Annotated in this window: 20 protein-coding genes; 10 read left to right on the top strand and 10 right to left on the bottom strand. The window is 45.9% G+C overall.

The features are described from left to right. The first annotated feature begins 386 nt into the window (after positions 1-386). Positions 387-1172 (top strand): substrate-binding periplasmic protein, encoded by a 786-nt coding sequence (locus tag AKL11_RS11585; RefSeq protein ID WP_067517544.1) that lies wholly within the window; start codon positions 387-389, stop codon positions 1170-1172. 54 nt (positions 1173-1226) lie between these two features. Here AKL11_RS11585 and AKL11_RS11580 read toward each other — a convergent pair whose 3' ends face one another. Genes AKL11_RS11580 through AKL11_RS11570 form a run of 3 tightly spaced genes read right to left on the bottom strand, consistent with a single transcriptional unit; the run spans position 1227 to position 2475 of the window. Beyond that, the gene (locus AKL11_RS11580) at positions 1227-1799 is read right to left on the bottom strand and encodes a DUF4136 domain-containing protein (protein ID WP_067517542.1); all 573 of its coding nucleotides are present in this window, start codon (positions 1797-1799) and stop codon (positions 1227-1229) included. A gap of 14 nt (positions 1800-1813) precedes the next feature. After that, positions 1814-2029, bottom strand: a complete 216-nt coding sequence (locus AKL11_RS11575) for a hypothetical protein (protein ID WP_067517540.1) — start codon at positions 2027-2029, stop codon at positions 1814-1816. A gap of 11 nt (positions 2030-2040) precedes the next feature. Beyond that, a complete protein-coding gene (locus AKL11_RS11570; protein WP_067517538.1) occupies positions 2041-2475 on the bottom strand; it encodes a host attachment protein in 435 nt (144 codons plus the stop codon). A gap of 198 nt (positions 2476-2673) precedes the next feature. Between AKL11_RS11570 and AKL11_RS11565 the strand changes: the two genes are divergently transcribed. Further along, positions 2674-3075 (top strand): acyl-CoA thioesterase, encoded by a 402-nt coding sequence (locus AKL11_RS11565; protein ID WP_067517536.1) that lies wholly within the window; start codon positions 2674-2676, stop codon positions 3073-3075. Here the strand turns inward: AKL11_RS11565 and AKL11_RS11560 are convergent. Both AKL11_RS11560 and AKL11_RS11555 read right to left on the bottom strand, forming a co-directional pair. Continuing rightward, a complete protein-coding gene (locus AKL11_RS11560; protein ID WP_067517533.1) occupies positions 3059-3466 on the bottom strand; it encodes a response regulator in 408 nt (135 codons plus the stop codon). The two genes, AKL11_RS11565 and AKL11_RS11560, sit on opposite strands and share 17 nt — an antisense overlap. 74 nt (positions 3467-3540) lie before the next feature. After that, positions 3541-4203 (bottom strand): fumarylacetoacetate hydrolase family protein, encoded by a 663-nt coding sequence (locus tag AKL11_RS11555; RefSeq protein ID WP_067517531.1) that lies wholly within the window; start codon positions 4201-4203, stop codon positions 3541-3543. 591 nt (positions 4204-4794) lie between these two features. Between AKL11_RS11555 and AKL11_RS11550 the strand changes: the two genes are divergently transcribed. Further along, complete coding sequence (locus AKL11_RS11550; protein WP_067517530.1) at positions 4795-5055, top strand: DUF4404 family protein; 261 nt, start codon at positions 4795-4797, stop codon at positions 5053-5055. 220 nt (positions 5056-5275) lie between these two features. After that, positions 5276-6505 carry a phosphoglycerate dehydrogenase gene (gene serA / locus AKL11_RS11545; RefSeq protein WP_067517529.1) on the top strand — a complete coding sequence of 410 codons (1230 nt, stop codon included), beginning with the start codon at positions 5276-5278 and terminating at the stop codon, positions 6503-6505. Between the two features lie 47 nt (positions 6506-6552). On the opposite strand, the gene AKL11_RS11540 is transcribed toward serA, so the two are convergent. Beyond that, positions 6553-6954 (bottom strand): hypothetical protein, encoded by a 402-nt coding sequence (locus AKL11_RS11540; protein WP_067517528.1) that lies wholly within the window; start codon positions 6952-6954, stop codon positions 6553-6555. A gap of 171 nt (positions 6955-7125) precedes the next feature. On the opposite strand from AKL11_RS11540, the gene AKL11_RS11535 reads away from it, so the two are divergent. From AKL11_RS11535 to AKL11_RS11525, 3 genes are all read left to right on the top strand, one after another. Next, entirely contained in the window at positions 7126-7491 is a 366-nt protein-coding gene (locus AKL11_RS11535; RefSeq protein ID WP_067517527.1) for a RidA family protein, read from the top strand. A 122-nt stretch (positions 7492-7613) separates the two neighbouring features. Then, positions 7614-8849 carry an exonuclease subunit SbcD gene (gene sbcD / locus AKL11_RS11530; RefSeq protein WP_067517526.1) on the top strand — a complete coding sequence of 412 codons (1236 nt, stop codon included), beginning with the start codon at positions 7614-7616 and terminating at the stop codon, positions 8847-8849. Continuing rightward, positions 8849-12523 carry an AAA family ATPase gene (locus AKL11_RS11525; RefSeq protein WP_067517525.1) on the top strand — a complete coding sequence of 1225 codons (3675 nt, stop codon included), beginning with the start codon at positions 8849-8851 and terminating at the stop codon, positions 12521-12523. The genes sbcD and AKL11_RS11525 overlap by 1 nt, the downstream gene beginning before the upstream one ends. Positions 12524-12565: 42 nt before the next feature. Here the strand turns inward: AKL11_RS11525 and AKL11_RS11520 are convergent, their stop codons facing one another. After that, a complete protein-coding gene (locus AKL11_RS11520) occupies positions 12566-12901 on the bottom strand; it encodes a hypothetical protein (RefSeq protein ID WP_067517524.1) in 336 nt (111 codons plus the stop codon). Between the two features lie 328 nt (positions 12902-13229). Here AKL11_RS11520 and AKL11_RS11515 point away from each other — a divergent pair, with 328 nt between their 5' ends. Continuing rightward, complete coding sequence (locus AKL11_RS11515; protein ID WP_067517523.1) at positions 13230-13490, top strand: type B 50S ribosomal protein L31; 261 nt, start codon at positions 13230-13232, stop codon at positions 13488-13490. Further along, the gene (gene ykgO, locus AKL11_RS24585; RefSeq protein ID WP_095210336.1) at positions 13490-13636 is read left to right on the top strand and encodes a type B 50S ribosomal protein L36; all 147 of its coding nucleotides are present in this window, start codon (positions 13490-13492) and stop codon (positions 13634-13636) included. The genes AKL11_RS11515 and ykgO overlap by 1 nt, the downstream gene beginning before the upstream one ends. 10 nt (positions 13637-13646) lie before the next feature. Here the strand turns inward: ykgO and AKL11_RS11510 are convergent, their stop codons facing one another. Continuing rightward, a complete protein-coding gene (locus tag AKL11_RS11510) occupies positions 13647-13985 on the bottom strand; it encodes a hypothetical protein (protein WP_157673525.1) in 339 nt (112 codons plus the stop codon). Between the two features lie 170 nt (positions 13986-14155). After that, positions 14156-15511 (bottom strand): transposase, encoded by a 1356-nt coding sequence (locus AKL11_RS11505; protein ID WP_157673524.1) that lies wholly within the window; start codon positions 15509-15511, stop codon positions 14156-14158. 119 nt (positions 15512-15630) lie between these two features. Between AKL11_RS11505 and AKL11_RS11500 the strand changes: the two genes are divergently transcribed. Beyond that, on the top strand, positions 15631-16335 hold the full coding sequence (locus tag AKL11_RS11500; protein ID WP_067517519.1) for an OmpG family monomeric porin: 705 nt from the start codon (positions 15631-15633) through the stop codon (positions 16333-16335). On the opposite strand, the gene AKL11_RS11495 is transcribed toward AKL11_RS11500, so the two are convergent. Further along, positions 16297-17025 (bottom strand): transposase (locus AKL11_RS11495; RefSeq protein WP_172807277.1); only part of this gene is annotated, 729 nt, incomplete at its 5' end. The two genes, AKL11_RS11500 and AKL11_RS11495, sit on opposite strands and share 39 nt — an antisense overlap.

The following is a 17025-nucleotide window of genomic DNA, read 5'->3' as shown; positions in this document are numbered from 1 at the left end:
GCGGTGTAGCCTGAAGCAGCTCCTCCACCTGCTGGAGCGATTTGATGAGCCGTGTGTCCATTATGATTTTCATCCAGTAATTTTGGACGAAAGATCAGAAATCACAGGCTCATTTCATTTTGGAAACAAGGGCTCCGTTCAGGCTCATTTCATATTGGAAGAGACTATTTTCTGCACATAGTAATTTTGACTACCACAGTTAGACCCTTGAGCCGTTAATCCGTTCAACGCTACAAACATCAAAGAAATGTTGAATTATTACCCAATAAACTGAATAAACTGTTTATTCGTATTGCACGACAGTTTTTATTTAAGTATATATCGTTGCTGACAATGACGATCACCTCACTCGCCATAACAATAAAGCCCCACGGAGCTTCAGTAGTATGTTTAAGCGACTCACCGGCCTTGCCCGGCCTCTATGCCTTTCTGCTCTGGCTTTTATGGCCAGCTTTTCTTCAACCGCTATGGCTGCATCTGCGACCTCGCTCGATAATTTCAAGCTGACCATTCTCACCGAGAACTATCCACCATTTAACATGAGTGTGGCGGACAAGAACTTTGCGCGTGATAACCAGATTGATGGTATCTCCACCGACATCGTGCGGGAAATGATGAGCCGAGCAAAGATTGACTACACCATGACGCTGCGCTTCCCATGGAGCAAAGTGTACGACCTGGCAGTGAACAGCAAAGATTTTGCCGTATTCTCAACCGCCCGCTTGCCAGAGCGTGAAAGCAAATTCAAATGGGTTGGTCCACTGATCGTCAACAAATACAAAGTATTTGCCATGTCCGATAAGAAAGTGAATCTCAAGACGTTGAAGGATCTGAACAAGTACAAAGTCGTCAGTGTTAAAGGCCACGCTGTCACTAACCTGCTGAAGAAAAGCAATATTCAGTTTGAAAAAAACCTGAAAGAAGATGCTAATGCTCATAAACTGAGCCGTGGTCAGGCAGATCTTTGGGTGACTGGCGAGTTCAGCGGCTATTACTACGCTCAGAAGGAAGGCATTCCCACCATCAAGCCTGTATTTGAAGTGGGCTCTACCAACGATTATCTGGCACTGAATCCCTCTGTTCCCGATGACGTCGTTAATCGTCTGCAAGCTGCCCTGAATAGCATGAACAGCGATGGTACTGTTGAGAGGATTTTCAGCAATTATCGTTAAGTATCGATTCGGTAGTCTTGGAAGTGCTTTTGATAAAACACTTCCAAGATACGATTATTGTTTGGAAGGTATGTAGTTTTCTGGTGGCGGGAATTTAGCCAGCAAACTATCCACTGACTTACTGATGTATTCTTTCTGCTCTTCTGGCGACATATCTGACGTCAGCCTCTGACTGGCAATCCCCTGCCATATCACCCTTCGATTTGTGGGATCAATGACGTTTAAAGTCAGCCTGCCTACTTCGTAACTGTTCACCACCACTTCCGATGGCCAGTTGCTCATGTACCAAGGGTAAGGCGCATAGTAAAACCCTCCGCCATAGGATTGGCTCTGAAGTTTCGATTTTTCGGTGAAGCCCCAGCCAAGCCATAACTGAGCTTTGTCTGCTGGCACCTGCTTTAACCCTTTTCCTGCAAGATCCTGCGACACCTGATCGTGAACTCTCTGCGCCATCAGACTCAGAATTCGATTGTTCTTTTCGTCTCCAGAAGCGCTAAACCATGCCCAGCTATTCAGCACAGCCCAATCAACCTGATGGTTGTAATCCCAACTGACATCCGGCTTAACAGCGCATCCACTGACAAACAGGATCAAGGCAGCGATAGCGACAGTGTGAAGGTACTTCATGGCTTAACTCCTGATCAGTCGACTATCAAACGCCCATTGTCGTAATATGCCGGATCATGCCAATGCTTTGTAAGATGCGCCTTTCTCTTTTCAAGACAACTATGTAATTTACTCAAAAATGACTGTCTATCCTGTTCCGACAATTCATCATCATCTTTAGCTTCCAGCCAGGCACTCTCGGCCTCCTGAAACTCGATATCCAGCTCTTCAAGTTCTCTGTAACGATTCATGACAGCACCTCTTAATGTAATTCAGTTAATCGCTTGAGTAGCTCATCAGGGCTCTCATGAATCAGATCTTTATTAATGTGCTCTCCTAACGGGACGTGGCTGCTGATCAGGGGTAATAACTCACCAAGCAAGCCTGGTGGTGCACAGACCCTCAATGTCTCAAACTGATGCAAATCGTGAGCATGGTTGACCGATTTAGCCAGCAAGTGGGCAAAGTTAATAGATTCATGTTCTTTGGGTGAGTGATCGGTACCCACTTGGCGAACATTGCCACCCACAGAAGAGCCTACGGACATACCGGGGCTTGCGGTAACAAACTCGCTGTTCTTCCAACGGCCTTCTTCGTGGTCGATATGATCCACCAATGTGAGTTCATGCTTGTGACGATCAAAACGATAGACGCTGGCTTGACTGTTATCAGCCACCAGTACCCAGGAAAATGACATGAGAATTCACCTCTATATACGTCTGATGAAGTACGATATCTGTCCAAAGATAGTTCAATGATCATTGCCTTTCCTGTTTCTATCTAAAATTTGAAAACGTCGTTTATATTTTTTAATCGAAGATCAGCTGAAATTTGCCGCTGATACCGTTAAAATCTCGCTGTCGTTTATAGAAAAATAATAACGCTGGAGTACCTAATGAGCGCAGGCAGCAATCATCTGGACAATGCGCCCACTCCTCAGGGCGAAATGACACTGAAATTACTGGCGGATCATCGTTCACTGAACAGCAGTGGCGATGTATTTGCAGGCTGGGTTGCCATGCAGCTGGATCAGGCCGGAGAGGTCTGTGCCAGAAAGGCCTCCAATGGTTCCCGGGTGGTCACGGTCAGTATCGGCAGTATGAGTTTTATGCGCCCGGTTCAGGCTGGGGATTTAGTGGGCTTTTTCACCCGGGTTACCGAGATTGGTAAAACATCCATTAAGGTAGTGGTCGAAGGCTGGATCGAAAATCACGAAGGCTGGGAAAAACTGACTGAAGCCACTATGGTGTTTGTGGCAATTGATCGCGGAGGCCGGACGATCAGGATTCGGGGTTAATTCTTTGAGCCCACTCAGTTAACAGTGTTTTCATTCTGCCCATATCGATCGGTTTATCCGCATAATCATCCATGCCTGCATTCATGCAGGTTTGACGATCAGATTCCATGGCACTGGCGGTCAGGGCAATAATGGGAATATTGGCACAATGACTGCTGGAAGCCCGAATACGGCGGGTGGCTTCCAGACCATCCATCTCTGGCATCACACAATCCATGAGAATCAGATCAAACTGATCATCTTTTAACCGCTTCAGACATTCAAGACCGTTATTTGCCACCACATGATGACAGCCCAATTTTTCCAATAACTTACCGGTGACCATCTGATTCACCGGATTATCTTCCGCCAACAGAATAGTGAGCCCTAAATTTGTGTCTGGTGTTGCCACGTTATCGAATCCTGAGAAAATTTCGTACCTTATTGATATCTGAATTATTTCTCAGGACTTGAGCGTGACGCACGTTAGATACAGCGAGCCTGTGCAGTGAATGTACCGTGTAAGCTCAACTCAAGTTCATCACCCGCAACTAATGGCCCAACACCCGCCGGTGTGCCCGTCAAGATAATGTCTCCTGGCATCAAGGTAAAATGTCGACTGATGTAACTCAACAACCCAGGAATGGAAGTCAGCATATGCTCAGTCGTGCCCTTCTGGCGAAGCTCATCATTCACTTTCAGGGAGAACTCAAGATTGGCTGGATCTTTCACATGTTCAACAGCAACGAACCCTGATAATGGGCAGCTGTTATCAAACGCTTTAGCGACTTCCCAAGGCAGCCCTTTGGATTTTTGCTGATTTTGAAGATCACGAAGTGTTAAATCCAAAGCCAGACCAATTGCCATGATGGCGTCTGTTGCTTCTTTCTCACTGGCATCTTTCAGTGTTTCTTTGATCAGCAAGCTGATTTCTAATTCATGGTGAACCTCGCCACGATTTTTAGGCAGAAGAAGTGGCTGATCCATATTGATCATAGACGTCCCGGGTTTAATAAAAAGCACCGGATCATCTGGAAGAGGATTATTTAATTCCTGAATATGCGCCGCATAATTACGACCTACACAAACCACCTTGCCTGATGGAAGATCAATACGATCACCACTGATCCAGCGATGCCTGTACTTCATAGTAAATCCTTTGTTAGGTCCAATAATGAGCACTTAAACGTTTATAAGCACCCAACCATACGAAACCATATTTTCTGACTCAGTGGTCAGCCACTCTCGGCAACTTGCTCCTGCGTTGCTCTATCTCCTGCATCCATGCAGTCGTGCGGCGTTACATCTACGATCACATAGCTACGGCTATGCTGACTCCGATGTGCCTTGCACAGTAACTAACCACTAAGCCAGAACTATTCGATTTCATATGATCGGGTACTTAACGCTTGATATAATCACTTGGACGATCATTATTTGCCTTGCTGTATTTACTTTATTATCAAACGGAGGCGTTATTTTAGCCTCTGTTAGCTTAAACAAAAGCGCACTGAATCCCTGTTCTGAAAAAGATTTTCCCATGCATCAAAAAGTAATTAAAGCGTCAGATAGTTTCTCTACATGCATATATAACCATGGCAGTGTTATCTGCATAAACGTAAGGACAGGTTTTGGCGACCAACCCTTGCCAACACAGCCCAGTACACTGTAGTAATATATGTATGCCTGATGCAGAATTTTTTATTCCTCGCAGCCACTGCTCAGGTGAAGGAGCATCTTATGTCAGATGAACTGCGTATCAATATCCAGAGCCTGCACGATGCGCTGGCAGACGCCCCGGTAGATGAGTGTACTGCCGGCACCCTGAAACAAATTACTGAAGACATTCATATTGCTGTTGCTCAGGCCGAGGGTAAAATTCCGGTGCAGAGCTTTAATGATCAGCTGGAGCAGGAAGCCATCCGGTTCAGCGAAGACCATCCCTCCTTAACTCAGGCCATCCGGCAAGTCATGGTTACTTTATCCAGCATGGGTATTTAGTTTCCAGTCTCTAATCTGGCTTCCTTTTATTGGAAGCCTTCAGATTCCCCCATCCGAGCCATTCCAACCCACACTGCCTATGCTATGATGTGCCGCCGGTAAGCGCCAAACAGCACTTATCGGCATAGGTTGGAGACTTGGTCGATAATAGCGGTTCTTCCTGACTCAGCCTGGCATACATAAAAAGTAAAACTGGCTTCACTGCAATACAGAGACTGATATGCCCGAAATATCACTGGATAAGAGCAAGATTCGTTTTCTCCTTCTTGAGGGAGTCCATCCGTCCGCTGTCGATCTTCTCAAAGCGTCGGGCTATTCCAATATCGACTACGTAACCACCTCTCTCCCACCGGAAGAGTTGAAAGAGCGTATTGCTGATGCCCGTTTTGTAGGTGTCCGTTCCCGTACACAACTCACCGATGAAATTTTTGACGCCGCGAAAAAGCTTTGTGCGGTCGGTTGCTTCTGCATCGGCACGAATCAGGTTGAACTGCCTGCGGCTACTCGTCGGGGTATTCCGGTCTTTAATGCCCCTTATTCCAATACCCGTTCTGTGGCAGAGCTGGTGCTGGCAGAAGCGATCATGCTGTTCCGGGGTATTCCAGAAAAAAGCACTCTGGCTCATCAGGGTGGTTGGAAGAAAACGGCAACCAATTCCCACGAAGTGCGCGGCAAAAAGCTGGGCATCATCGGTTACGGCAACATCGGTAGCCAGCTCAGCATTATGGCTGAAGCTTTGGGTATGGAAGTCTACTTCTACGATGTCGTCACCAAACTTTCCATGGGTAATGCCACTCAGATAAGTGATTTGAATACGCTGCTGGGAATGTGCGACATTGTGAGCCTACATGTACCTGAAACTCAGGCCACTCAATGGATGTTTGGCGAAGAGCAATTTGAAGCCATGAAGGATAATAGCATCCTGATCAATGCTTCCCGGGGCACGGTGGTGGTGATTGATGCGCTGGCAGAATACGTGAAAAACGGTAAATTGCTGGGTGCTGCCATTGATGTATTCCCGGAAGAACCAAGAGGCAATGATGATGAGTTCCTGAGCCCTCTTCGTGGTTTGAACAATGTCATCCTGACGCCTCATATTGGCGGAAGTACCCAGGAAGCCCAGGAAAACATTGGCCGGGAAGTGGCTGAGAAATTTATCATGTACAGCGATATTGGTACCACATTATCTTCAGTGAATTTCCCGGAAGTTGCGTTACCGGCTCACCCGGGTAAACACCGTTTGCTGCACATTCACCGAAATATTCCCGGTGTGCTGGGTAAAATTAACCAGATTTTATCGGACAACAACATCAATATCAGCGCTCAGTATCTGCAAACTAATGATGCGGTTGGTTATGTAGTCATTGATGTGGATGCAGATCACAGTGAGTTGGCCATGCAGGAAATACGACAGATTGAGGGGACTATTCGCTGTCGGGTTCTGTATTAATTCAGTAAAAATCCCCCAACCTGAAACCAGGTTAGGGGGCATCTTGATCAACTCTTTTTCAGGTTTGCCGGTGAAAGGCTTTGCGTCTGAATCCGCTGATGTCTCAACTTTCTTGCCTTTTGCCTTTCAAGTAACTCTTCTCTTCTGATTTTCACGCCGTCATTATGATTTTTCAAGGCGTCGTTTACATCTCTTGCCGTTTTAACATACGCTTTGGCCTTCGCCACTTTTGCATCTCGTTTACTAATTGGCTTTTGATCTGGCTCTGAGCCTGACGAATATCTTCCTAGTGCCGCCAGAAGCTTCAGCAACAAATGAATTATTCCCTTATTTTTCTTAACCGTTCTAAGACCTGAGTATCCCGTAGACTGATCGACCCTATCATTTTTTGATGGATCATTCAGAGCCGCAAGCTTTGCTCCTTGACTTCCATGTACAGCGGTAACCATATCGTTCTCCTAAAGCTCACTCGAGAGTAATCATTAACTACTTCTATAAATATAGTTCGAACTATAGCCTCCACTTATTAGACTTCAGTCGGAAGCCAAAATTAGCTTTTATTTTTCAGATAGATAGAATCAAATTCCCACAAACAAGGTCGCTCTTACAAGGTCACTCTAATGAAAATTCATCGCATTAACCCTTACAAACGTTGGTCAGATATTACGATTTTTAATGGCATTGCCCATTTCGTTGAAGTGGCGGACTCGGATACCAGTGCAGATATCACCGGGCAAACCCATCAGATTCTGGCCCAGGCGGAAGAGGCATTGCACAAAATAGGTAGCGATCGTACCAAAGTATTATCCGTCACCATTTATGTTACCGATTTTGCTAATCTGCCGGCACTGAATGCCGTTTGGGATGAGTGGTTTCCGGAAGGAACAGCACCAAGCAGAGCCTGCGTTAAAGCAGAGCTGGCTGATCCGGATTATCTGGTTGAAATGGCTTTTGTGGCAGCGGCTGGGGATTCACTTTCTCAATAAATTTCCCAAAAGTTGAACCAGGAGCCTGAGCTTCAGGCCTCTTCTCTTCTGCTCTGAATTATTGGACATCGTCAGAATCTGGTGTAGCTTTGCAGTTCCTGATTATTTTATAAAAGCTGACCATGCGCATCTTACACACCTCTGACTGGCACCTTGGCCAACACTTTATGGGTAAAAGCCGGGAGGCAGAACATCAGGCTTTTCTGGATTGGCTGATCACGCAGGCAAACGAAAAGCAGGTGGATGCGCTGATCATTGCCGGCGATATCTTTGATACCGGCACTCCGCCCAGCTATGCCAGAGGTTTATACAGCCGCTTTATTGTGAATCTGCAGAACACCTGCTGCCGGCAGCTGGTTGTGATTGGTGGCAACCACGATTCCGTTGCCACACTGAATGAATCGAAAGAGCTTCTGGCCTGTCTGAATACCTTTGTTGTGGGCGGTGTCACCGCGAGCCCGGAAGATCAGGTCAGAGTTCTGAACAACAGTGACGACGAACCCGGCACCGTTATCTGCGCCATTCCATTTGTACGACCACGGGATGTGCTGGAAAGCCAGGCTGGAGAATCCAGTGAGGGTAAACAACAGGCGCTGCAACAAGCCATTGCTGATCATTACCAAACCATCTACCGCGAAGCTGAAAAACTGGCCGGACAATCATTACCTATCATAGCCACCGGCCATTTAACGACAGTGGGCGGGCAACTTACAGAGTCTGTTCGTGAGATTTACATTGGTACGCTTTCCGCCTTTCCCGCTTCCGCCTTTCCCTCAGCCGATTACATCGCCCTCGGGCACCTGCACCGCCCTCAAGTCGTTGCCGGTCAAGAACACATTCGCTATTCCGGTTCCCCGATTCCTTTAAGCTTTGATGAAGCCGGTGCTGATAAACAAGTGACGCTTGTGGATTTTAAAGATGGTAAGTTGAGCAGTATTGAATCTGTCGTCATTCCAGAATTCCGCAAGCTCATCAGTATCAAAGGCTCTCTGGACGATATTGATCATCAGCTGAATGAACTCACCATTGATCAAAATGCTTTAAATCCCTGGCTGGAAATTGAAGTGACCACCGACGTGTATTTCCACGACCTGCAAAGTCGAGTGGAACAACTGGTCATGGATAAAGAATCGCTGAGCACCTGCGAGCTATTAAGAGTTCGCAAGAAACGGGAAAAAGCACCCGCGGCGCTCACCACCATCGAGCAGGAAACACTGGCTGAACTAAAAGTTGAAGAGGTTTTTCAACAGCGACTGGAGCATGAAGAAATAGCGGAAGATCAGATAAAAAAACTGACCTCAGCCTTCTATTCCGTTATTGATACTCTGCACGACGAACAGCAGAAGGAGAAAGTCTGATGAAAATTCTCAGTCTGCGCTTGAAAAACCTCAACTCCCTGAAAGGTGAATGGAAAATCGATTTCCAAAAGTCTCCTTTTACAGATAACGGTTTGTTTGCCATCACCGGCCCTACCGGTGCCGGAAAAACCACACTGCTGGATACCATCTGCCTTGCCCTCTATCACCAGACGCCTCGTCTGAACACCATCTCAGCTTCCGATAATGAGCTAATGACCCGACATACGTCAGAGTCTCTGGCAGAAGTGGAGTTTGAAGTAAAAGGTCAAGCTTACCGGGCATTTTGGTCGCAACGTCGTGCCCGTGGCAAAGCCGATGGCAAACTGCAAGCGCCTCAGGTTGAGCTGGCTAAAGGTGATGGCACCATCATCACCACTCGAATAAACGACAAACTAAAAATAATCAGCGAGCTTACTGGTCTTGATTTTGGCCGATTCACCAAATCCATGATGTTGGCTCAGGGTGGCTTTGCAGCATTTCTCGAAGCCAATGCCAATGATCGAGCTGAACTACTGGAAGAACTCACCGGCACCGAAATCTACGGCGAAATATCCCGTCGGGTTTATGACCGCATGAAGTCAGAAGAGCAACAACTCAGTCTGCTGAAGGCAAAGGCGGATGGCGTCTCATTATTAAACGATGACCGCCTGAATGAACTCAAAGAAGAAAATGATCAACTCTCAGAGCAATTGCAGCAGGCTGGAGAAAACCGCCATAAACTCGCAGAACAAAAGCAGTGGCTCGAGCAATTAACTCGAAAAGAGAAAGAATTAGAAAGTGCAAGAGATGCCGTTAGTCAGGCGCTGAAACATCAAACAGAACAACAAAAGCAGCTCGATCGCCTGGCTCAGGCGATGCCTGCCATCGAACTGCAACCGGATTGGGAACGTCTGACCAGCTTGCAGGAAAAACAAAAGCAACTCAGTGATGCACTGAGTCAAAACCAGAGTGAGCTTGCCAAAAAACAGGAAGAAGTCGCCGTATTGCGCGAACAGCGTCAGCAGCAATTTACGACACTGGAAAACCATCGAAAAACGCAATTTGATACAGAAACTTTAATCAGTGAACAGATTAATCCGCTGGATTCCGATATTCGGCGGCTGACCGAAGAGTTGCAAAACCTTGAGGCAAAGCTCGCCACTAATAAGAATGAGCAAACATCAATTCAACAGGCGATCACCCAACAAGAAAACAGTCGGGAAAAAATAACCGATCGATTAAACCAAATCACCGCGTATCTGCAGCAGAATAGCCATCATGAAAAGCTGAGTGAACTCATACCGGTGCTTAGAACCTGGTTTGAACAACGAGAAGACATCAGCAAAGAGTCGCAGGCCAGTCAGCAGAATATCCTTTCCATTGAAAACGACGCAAAAAACCTTGCCGACAGTCATGGACAATTAAACGACAAACTGCAAGCGCTGACCGAAACCCAACAGCAGCAAAGCTCAAACTGCCAATCATTACTGAATGAAAAACAGTTATTGCTCGGTGATCAGAATGAAGAACAATTACAGGCTGAGCACAAGGTCTGGAATGATCACTACCCACACTACCTGAACCTGAATACGCTGAGTCAGCAGTTCGCGAAACTCTCCAGCGAACAAGCACACTCTCAGGAACAACACGCCAAGCTGAACGTTGCATTCACAGAAAAAAATGCACAGGTAGAAACGTTACGGAATCAATATCGCGACACCAATCAACACTGCAATGACTTGAAGACGCTACTAGAGCAAGAAAAGCAGATAACCAAACTGTCTGACTATCGGGACAACCTTCAGCCCGGCGACGCCTGTCCTTTATGTGGTGCCAAAGAGCACCCGGCTATTCAGCGTTATCAGCAACTCAATATTTCTGAAACTGAGCAGCGCTTACAAATTAAACTGACTGAGTTGGAATCACTGAAAAATCGTGGTGAAACCGCGAGTAAAGAGGCAACCCGGCTGCAGACGCAGTTGGAAAACTATGAGCAATCAATTCAGAAGCTTCAGGAAAACACCGCGCACCTGCACACAGAGTGGCAAAAAGGCTGTTTATCCACCGGGATCTCAGCACCATTAGAAGATACTGTCGCCTATCAGGCTCTGTATTCAGAATTTTTAACGGCAGGAGAAGCTCGAAAACAACGGCTCGAACAACTCACACTGCATAATCAAAAAATACAGCAACAGCAGCAGACGCTCGATAAAATAAGCCAGGAAATCAACAATCTGAATCATCAGCGTGATGTCGCAACGCAACAACATCAGCAATGGCAGGATAAATTAATAGACTGGCAACAAAGGTTTGAGCAGCAATCTGCAGGGCTAAAAGCGCTGGAAGCAAAAATCACATCCACGCTGAACAGTGAACTGGACGAACAACTGCCAACAGCGGTTGATCAATGGGCGTGGTTGTCCCAACAGGATCATAACAAGCAACAATGGCAGTCTATTTCAGTCGAACAGAAGACGCTGAATGAGCAATTTCAAACGCTGAATCAAGCACTGACACTGAGCAATCAGGATGCACTGAAAATCACACAGTTAATTCAGGTACAACAACAGTCAACTGAACAGACACGACTCCAGATACAGCATAAACAGCAACAGCGTCAGGCGCTGTTTGGTGAAAAGAGCGTAACTGATGAACGACAGCGACTCAAAGATCTGATTGCGAATACCGAGCTTGCCAACCAACGCTCTCAACAACAACTGGATGAACTTCAACAGAGCCTGAGCCAGTTATCCGGCAGTATTCATCAACAAAGCCTGGCGTTGTCTGAGCTAGATAACAGCCTCGCCACAGCAACTGCCAACTGGAAAAGCAAGCTGGAAGCCAGCCCTTTCACAGATAGCCAACAGTTTTTACAGGCACTCATTGAGCGTGAAGAACGTCAAACGCTGCAAAACCTAAAACAACGGTTGGAGCAGCAATTGCATGAAGCCAATGGTCGTTTATCCGCCTCTGAAGCAAGTCTAAAAGCACATCAGGATGCCGCGAGTACCGACACGCCAATGGAGGATGTTTCTAAACAGCTGACGGAACAGGAAAATAACATTCGGCTGATCAACCAGCGGCAAGGCGAAATTTCTCAGGCGTTAAAAGATAATGAAGCCAAACGGCTCAACCAGAGTGAACTGTTCAAAACCATTATTACTCAGGAAGAAGCGTTTCAGGTGTGGGCTCAACTCAGCGGTCTGATTGGGTCGAGCAAAGGCGACAAGTTCCGTAAATTTGCCCAAGGGCTAACACTGGATCATCTTATTCTGTTGGCTAACCGGCAGCTGGAACAACTTCATGCCCGCTATCTGCTAAACCGCAAGAGCAGTGATGAACTGAGTATTGAAGTGCTGGATACCTGGCAGGGTGAAACGGCAAGAGACATCAAAACCTTATCCGGCGGAGAAAGCTTTCTGGTGAGCCTCGCTCTGGCACTTGGGCTTTCTGATCTGGTCAGCCACAAAACCCGGATTGACTCTTTGTTTCTGGATGAGGGCTTCGGCACACTGGACCAGGAAACATTAGAAACAGCGCTGAACGCTCTGGATAGTCTGAATGCCAGTGGCAAGATGGTGGGGGTTATCTCTCATATTGAATCTCTGAAGGAGCGGATTCCGACTCGAATTGAAGTAAGAAAGGAAGCTGGGCTTGGCCACAGCAGGCTGGACAGCCAGTTTGCTGTCAGCTGATTGCCATGGTGATTATGGAGTCTTTTTCAGGAAATATCCGGGCTAGACTCCACCATTGAAAACATTCGTCACAACAGAGCCTAATGGTTTGGAGGTTTCATCTGTGTTGTTAGGATCTGCAGCATTGGCTGATGAGGAGACCTGTGCAAGCTTATCCTCCAACTCCCTGAGCGCCTTAGCCAACTGTGAATCTTCCACAGCCTGCATCCTTAGTTCTTTTAACAGGTCGTTAAACTCCTCCTTGCTCAAGGCCACCCCCGTGGTTGGATCGGTTACATTGCCCTGATCGTCCAGCTCTGGCATCTGTGCACGAGAGCCTTGAGTTTGGTTCGTAAACGAAGCGGGAGAGCTTCCTGCTGAGCCTATTGAATCTGACATCCTTATCACCTCTTCTGCGTATCATACCAATTCTGTTTTTAAATTATGGGCTGCGCAGCCATTTTGACCGACTGGATCTGCGTTGAAGTTCCTCGCCATAGCTACGGCTATGACTCGTCGCTTCGCCTTGCCCAGTCGCCCAAAACAACTTGCTCACTCCATAATTTAAAAACGACATTGGTATAACTTCTTAGAAATCACCAGCAAATCACATAAAACTGCCGTTGAAACTTACATAAAGACTAGTACATGTTCTTGATCTGTTTGACATCACCAACGCTAATGCTATGTTATAACGTAACATTTATCGATTACAGTGTTTTACATCATGAAGAAAAATATACATCCCAATTATCGTACCGTTGCTTTTCACGATCTGGGGGCAGACAAACTGATTTTGGTTCGATCAACGGCAGAGACTGATCGCACCATGGAAATTGATGGGACGACTTATCCCTACATGACGCTGGATGTCTCTTCATACTCTCACCCGTTTTATACTGGCAAACAGAAAACCAGCACCTCTGATGGACGGGTTGCCCAATTTAATAAACGTTTTGGTAGATCCAGTCTCAAGAGAGGTAAATAATGCAGGTTTTATGTTCTTTGAAAAGTGCAAAAAATCGTAGCAGTGATTGCCAGGTAGTAAAGCGCCGTGGTCGTGTATATGTTATCTGTAAATCAAACCCAAAATTTAAAGCAGTACAGGGCAGAGCTAAAATGAAAAGGAAATAGTCTATATATATTATTTGGATTGAATCGCAGCGCCTTTTTCATTAAAAACTCTGAAAAAGATTGCTGCCATTTCAACTGCTTTTGCCAATCTTACTTTATTAGCATCTGGATACTCCCAGTCATTTTTTGGCCGAGTCTTCTGTGAATCCAGCCATTTTTTAGCCATTTCTATTGTTTGGCTTGAAACAGGAAGTTCAAGACTTTCTGAGTCTATATCGCGTAATCTGGCAGAATTAAGGATCATGTCTATGTACTTTATAGCGCCATCTGCAAGACAAGCCGTTTTCGCACCATGTTTTATTAACAGATCAACAATCTTGGGTTGCAAGTGGTAAACAGCCAATTTCAATGCACTGGTACCTGAGCAGTCAATACTCAGCCACTCCCGATGGATATACGACACAATCCATTATCAGAAAATTGTCGTAAGCACTATTTGATAGAACAATGAGACACCTACAGACATTTCTGCAGTATGGAAATGATTGTCACCCCGATCAAACCTGGCTGTTTCGTAAATCACGATGAATCTAAAGCTATATCTTGTGCTTTTGACCCATGAGAAATTGCTCTAAACAAGCTATCCCAACTGTCAATTCTCAACGTCAGGAAGAACGATGTGATTTTTCGCCAAAGTCGCTTACGTGTCGGTTTTTTTGGTTTATTCAACGCTTGTTGAAACTGTGGACAAGCCAGTTCCTGGATCTGATCGACCAGAAACGCCAGGAAAGTAAGGTAGGCGAAATTCGTAGCCARGTGTTTTTCGCCATGCCCATAGCTATGTTCAAGTTGATAGCCTTGGTTTTTCAGGGTATTAAACGTTTCATTTTCAATGCGCCATCTGCAGCGTCCACCTCGCATCACCGATTCAACGGTGTTATTGGTTAATTCAATATCGCTGACCCAGCACCAGAAGTGCTGAATGMCTTTTTTGTCGATTTCAATGTAATCAAGCACATTAACGTGTTCAGTATCATCTTGAAGATTGAGTGGCACKTTATTAGCGTAACGGAATTTATGTGTCGTCTTATTTGGTGCATCAACAACGGTATGATGATGGACCTCGCCCTGATCATAAAGCGCATTCATGGCCTCGATAAGTGCCACATGATTTCCATCCTTTGCGACGATAATGTAGTGCCATCCAAACTCCTTGACCATTGCTACCGTAGGGTTGTCGGCGTATAAGCCATCCAGAAGAATGACCAGATGTAGACGAGGATGGTCTTTTTTTACCTGAGCCAAAAACCGTCTGATTGCGGCTTTCTCGCAATCATTTTTTGTGGAACCATCCTGGCGGCAAATAGCTTCAGGCGCCAAGGGAATAACGGTTTTTCTGTTGGGATGAGCAAGGCAGCCACCCATTATATTGTGGTAATAGGTTTCATTTTTCTTCCCTTCATTCTTGACGCAGCAATCAGCGCAACGGCTGGTGTCTGAATAAAAAAGACCGGTGCCGTCAATGGGCAGTAAGTAATGGTCTTTTAACTTTCCACAATTAAAGGTGTATCCCTGAAGGGCTCCGTTACGCTGAATGATCGAGAATAGTTCTTTAAATGGTTTCTTGAATTCCACGGGATCTATCGGGTCAAGGACTTCTCTCATGCGCGTATCAGAAGGTACTTTGCCCTCTTTAACATGATAGAGTTTTTCCAGGTTATAACAGCAGGTTGGCTCAAGCCGCTCTTCGTCAAATCCCAGGAGCGAATCAAATTTTTGATGCATCACTGCAAAAGCTGATTTTGGGAAATTACCAAAGGGAATACTGCTTTTATTAGGGCGGTGGTCTGGAATATTTTCAAAGCAATCGGACACTGTTTTTATCAAGTAAGACGCACTGAAATGTCTGATATTTTTCTGAATGGCCGTACCCATAACCATACCGACGACAAAGATTGATTAATCAGTGATTTTAGTCGAAGAATTGTGCGGGCTGTGTTTTTCTACCTCCTCTGTACATCTTGCAGCTGTTAGGGTTCAGGAAATAGCGGGAATTGCTGCCGATCGTTCGTCTGGGTATCAGTAACCCAAACTCTGATTGGAGTTATTCGATCGAACACAAGGTGTCTAAAATTAATGTTGACGATGGCTTTACGGCTGTTGGTGATGCCAAGCAAAGAAATCGTACACAGTTTGGCGCTACCAAAAAGATTATCAAATCTGATGATGTTTCTTTTAATCTCAACGCGACCTACCGTAAAGAATCCTGGGATGGCGATAAAGGCGGTTATAACCTCTACTGGATAATGCCTAGCGGCTCCGTAAAACTGACCGACAAGCTATCTTTCTCATACTGGGATGCGTTCTATTATTATGATCGTTTCGATGGTAGTAACGACTACGAATGGGAAGCGGAACATGGCTTGGTTTACACAGTAAATGATTCCTTCTCTGCTCGTGTGTTCCTTTATAATGACTGGACTTGGAGTAATGACAAAAACAAGGCATTCCAACAAAACCAGATTCGTGGTTACTTCCCAGTCAAACTGGATGACACTTGGAGTATCATGCCTTATTTCCGCTACTACCTCTCTGAGCGCAGCTATGACGATGCAGGTGAGCTGACTGACAAGAATGACTCAGGTCTTCGTGTTGGTACCAATGTTGATTACAAGCTGGATGCAGATACTACGCTATGGGCCAATAGCACTGACTTAAGCTCACTTCCCTTGGTATCTCTTGAGTCTGCGTGCCTGTGATCTGGGGTGTTGTAGCTTTTTGTGCGGTTTCGGACGTTTCTTAACCGCTCTCGGCTCCGACCTCCCTGATCGATTGCCAACAATATGCTGGCCTATGATTTCCAGCATATTGATTACTTTCGTTTCCAGACTCTCGCCCATTGTCCCCAATAGCATCTGAAGGAATGACACCAGCGTGTCCTGTGCTGCTTTGAAGCTGATCTCTCGTGGATCTTTATCAACATGCTTCGCTGTGCGCCCCATCAAGGATCGTATCAGGTTGTATACCAGAAAGTTGATGGATATTTCTTTTCTCACCATGGCCGGGCTTTTGCAGCGCAGCATATCCATTTTCATGATTGTTTTGATGACATTTATATCTGTCTCAACATGCCAGCGCTTCAGATACAGTGCGATAATTTCTGTTCGGGGGTATTTTTCAACGTCCAATAAGGTGGTAATAATCGTGCGTCGTTTGTTTTTGACTGCACGAATAACAAGCTCTTCGGGCATCTGCTCATAAAGTTCACTACTCATCCAGCTGGGGCGAACTGGCCGTGTCAGTTTAAATAAACCATCTTTGCTGCCCAGCTTTTTATCACACTTGCGAAAATCAATAAGGCGAGAGCCGTTTTTCTCGAACACTACGTCAGACCGAGCCTGCAACAAGAGAGCCAGAAGAAAGTAATTTTCAAAGTTCGCATCACCTAG

It is taken from the genome of Endozoicomonas ascidiicola, from assembly GCF_001646945.1.
Classification (GTDB): Bacteria; Pseudomonadota; Gammaproteobacteria; order Pseudomonadales; family Endozoicomonadaceae; genus Endozoicomonas; species Endozoicomonas ascidiicola.
This window is presented reverse-complemented; position numbering and strand designations above follow the sequence as displayed.

Excerpts from the sequence above, each read along its gene's own strand:
- AKL11_RS11585 (WP_067517544.1), top strand. The coding sequence starts at position 387 with ATGTTTAAGCGACTCACCGGCCTTGCCCGGCCTCTATGCCTTTCTGCT.
- AKL11_RS11575 (WP_067517540.1), bottom strand. The coding sequence starts at position 2,029 with ATGAATCGTTACAGAGAACTTGAAGAGCTGGATATCGAGTTTCAGGAG.
- sbcD (WP_067517526.1), top strand. The coding sequence starts at position 7,614 with ATGCGCATCTTACACACCTCTGACTGGCACCTTGGCCAACACTTTATG.
- AKL11_RS11520 (WP_067517524.1), bottom strand. The coding sequence starts at position 12,901 with ATGTCAGATTCAATAGGCTCAGCAGGAAGCTCTCCCGCTTCGTTTACG.
- AKL11_RS11550 (WP_067517530.1), top strand. The coding sequence starts at position 4,795 with ATGTCAGATGAACTGCGTATCAATATCCAGAGCCTGCACGATGCGCTG.
- AKL11_RS11565 (WP_067517536.1), top strand. The coding sequence starts at position 2,674 with ATGAGCGCAGGCAGCAATCATCTGGACAATGCGCCCACTCCTCAGGGC.
- ykgO (WP_095210336.1), top strand. The coding sequence starts at position 13,490 with ATGCAGGTTTTATGTTCTTTGAAAAGTGCAAAAAATCGTAGCAGTGAT.
- AKL11_RS11555 (WP_067517531.1), bottom strand. The coding sequence starts at position 4,203 with ATGAAGTACAGGCATCGCTGGATCAGTGGTGATCGTATTGATCTTCCA.
- AKL11_RS11525 (WP_067517525.1), top strand. The coding sequence starts at position 8,849 with ATGAAAATTCTCAGTCTGCGCTTGAAAAACCTCAACTCCCTGAAAGGT.
- AKL11_RS11515 (WP_067517523.1), top strand. The coding sequence starts at position 13,230 with ATGAAGAAAAATATACATCCCAATTATCGTACCGTTGCTTTTCACGAT.
- AKL11_RS11535 (WP_067517527.1), top strand. The coding sequence starts at position 7,126 with ATGAAAATTCATCGCATTAACCCTTACAAACGTTGGTCAGATATTACG.
- serA (WP_067517529.1), top strand. The coding sequence starts at position 5,276 with ATGCCCGAAATATCACTGGATAAGAGCAAGATTCGTTTTCTCCTTCTT.
- AKL11_RS11570 (WP_067517538.1), bottom strand. The coding sequence starts at position 2,475 with ATGTCATTTTCCTGGGTACTGGTGGCTGATAACAGTCAAGCCAGCGTC.
- AKL11_RS11580 (WP_067517542.1), bottom strand. The coding sequence starts at position 1,799 with ATGAAGTACCTTCACACTGTCGCTATCGCTGCCTTGATCCTGTTTGTC.
- AKL11_RS11540 (WP_067517528.1), bottom strand. The coding sequence starts at position 6,954 with ATGGTTACCGCTGTACATGGAAGTCAAGGAGCAAAGCTTGCGGCTCTG.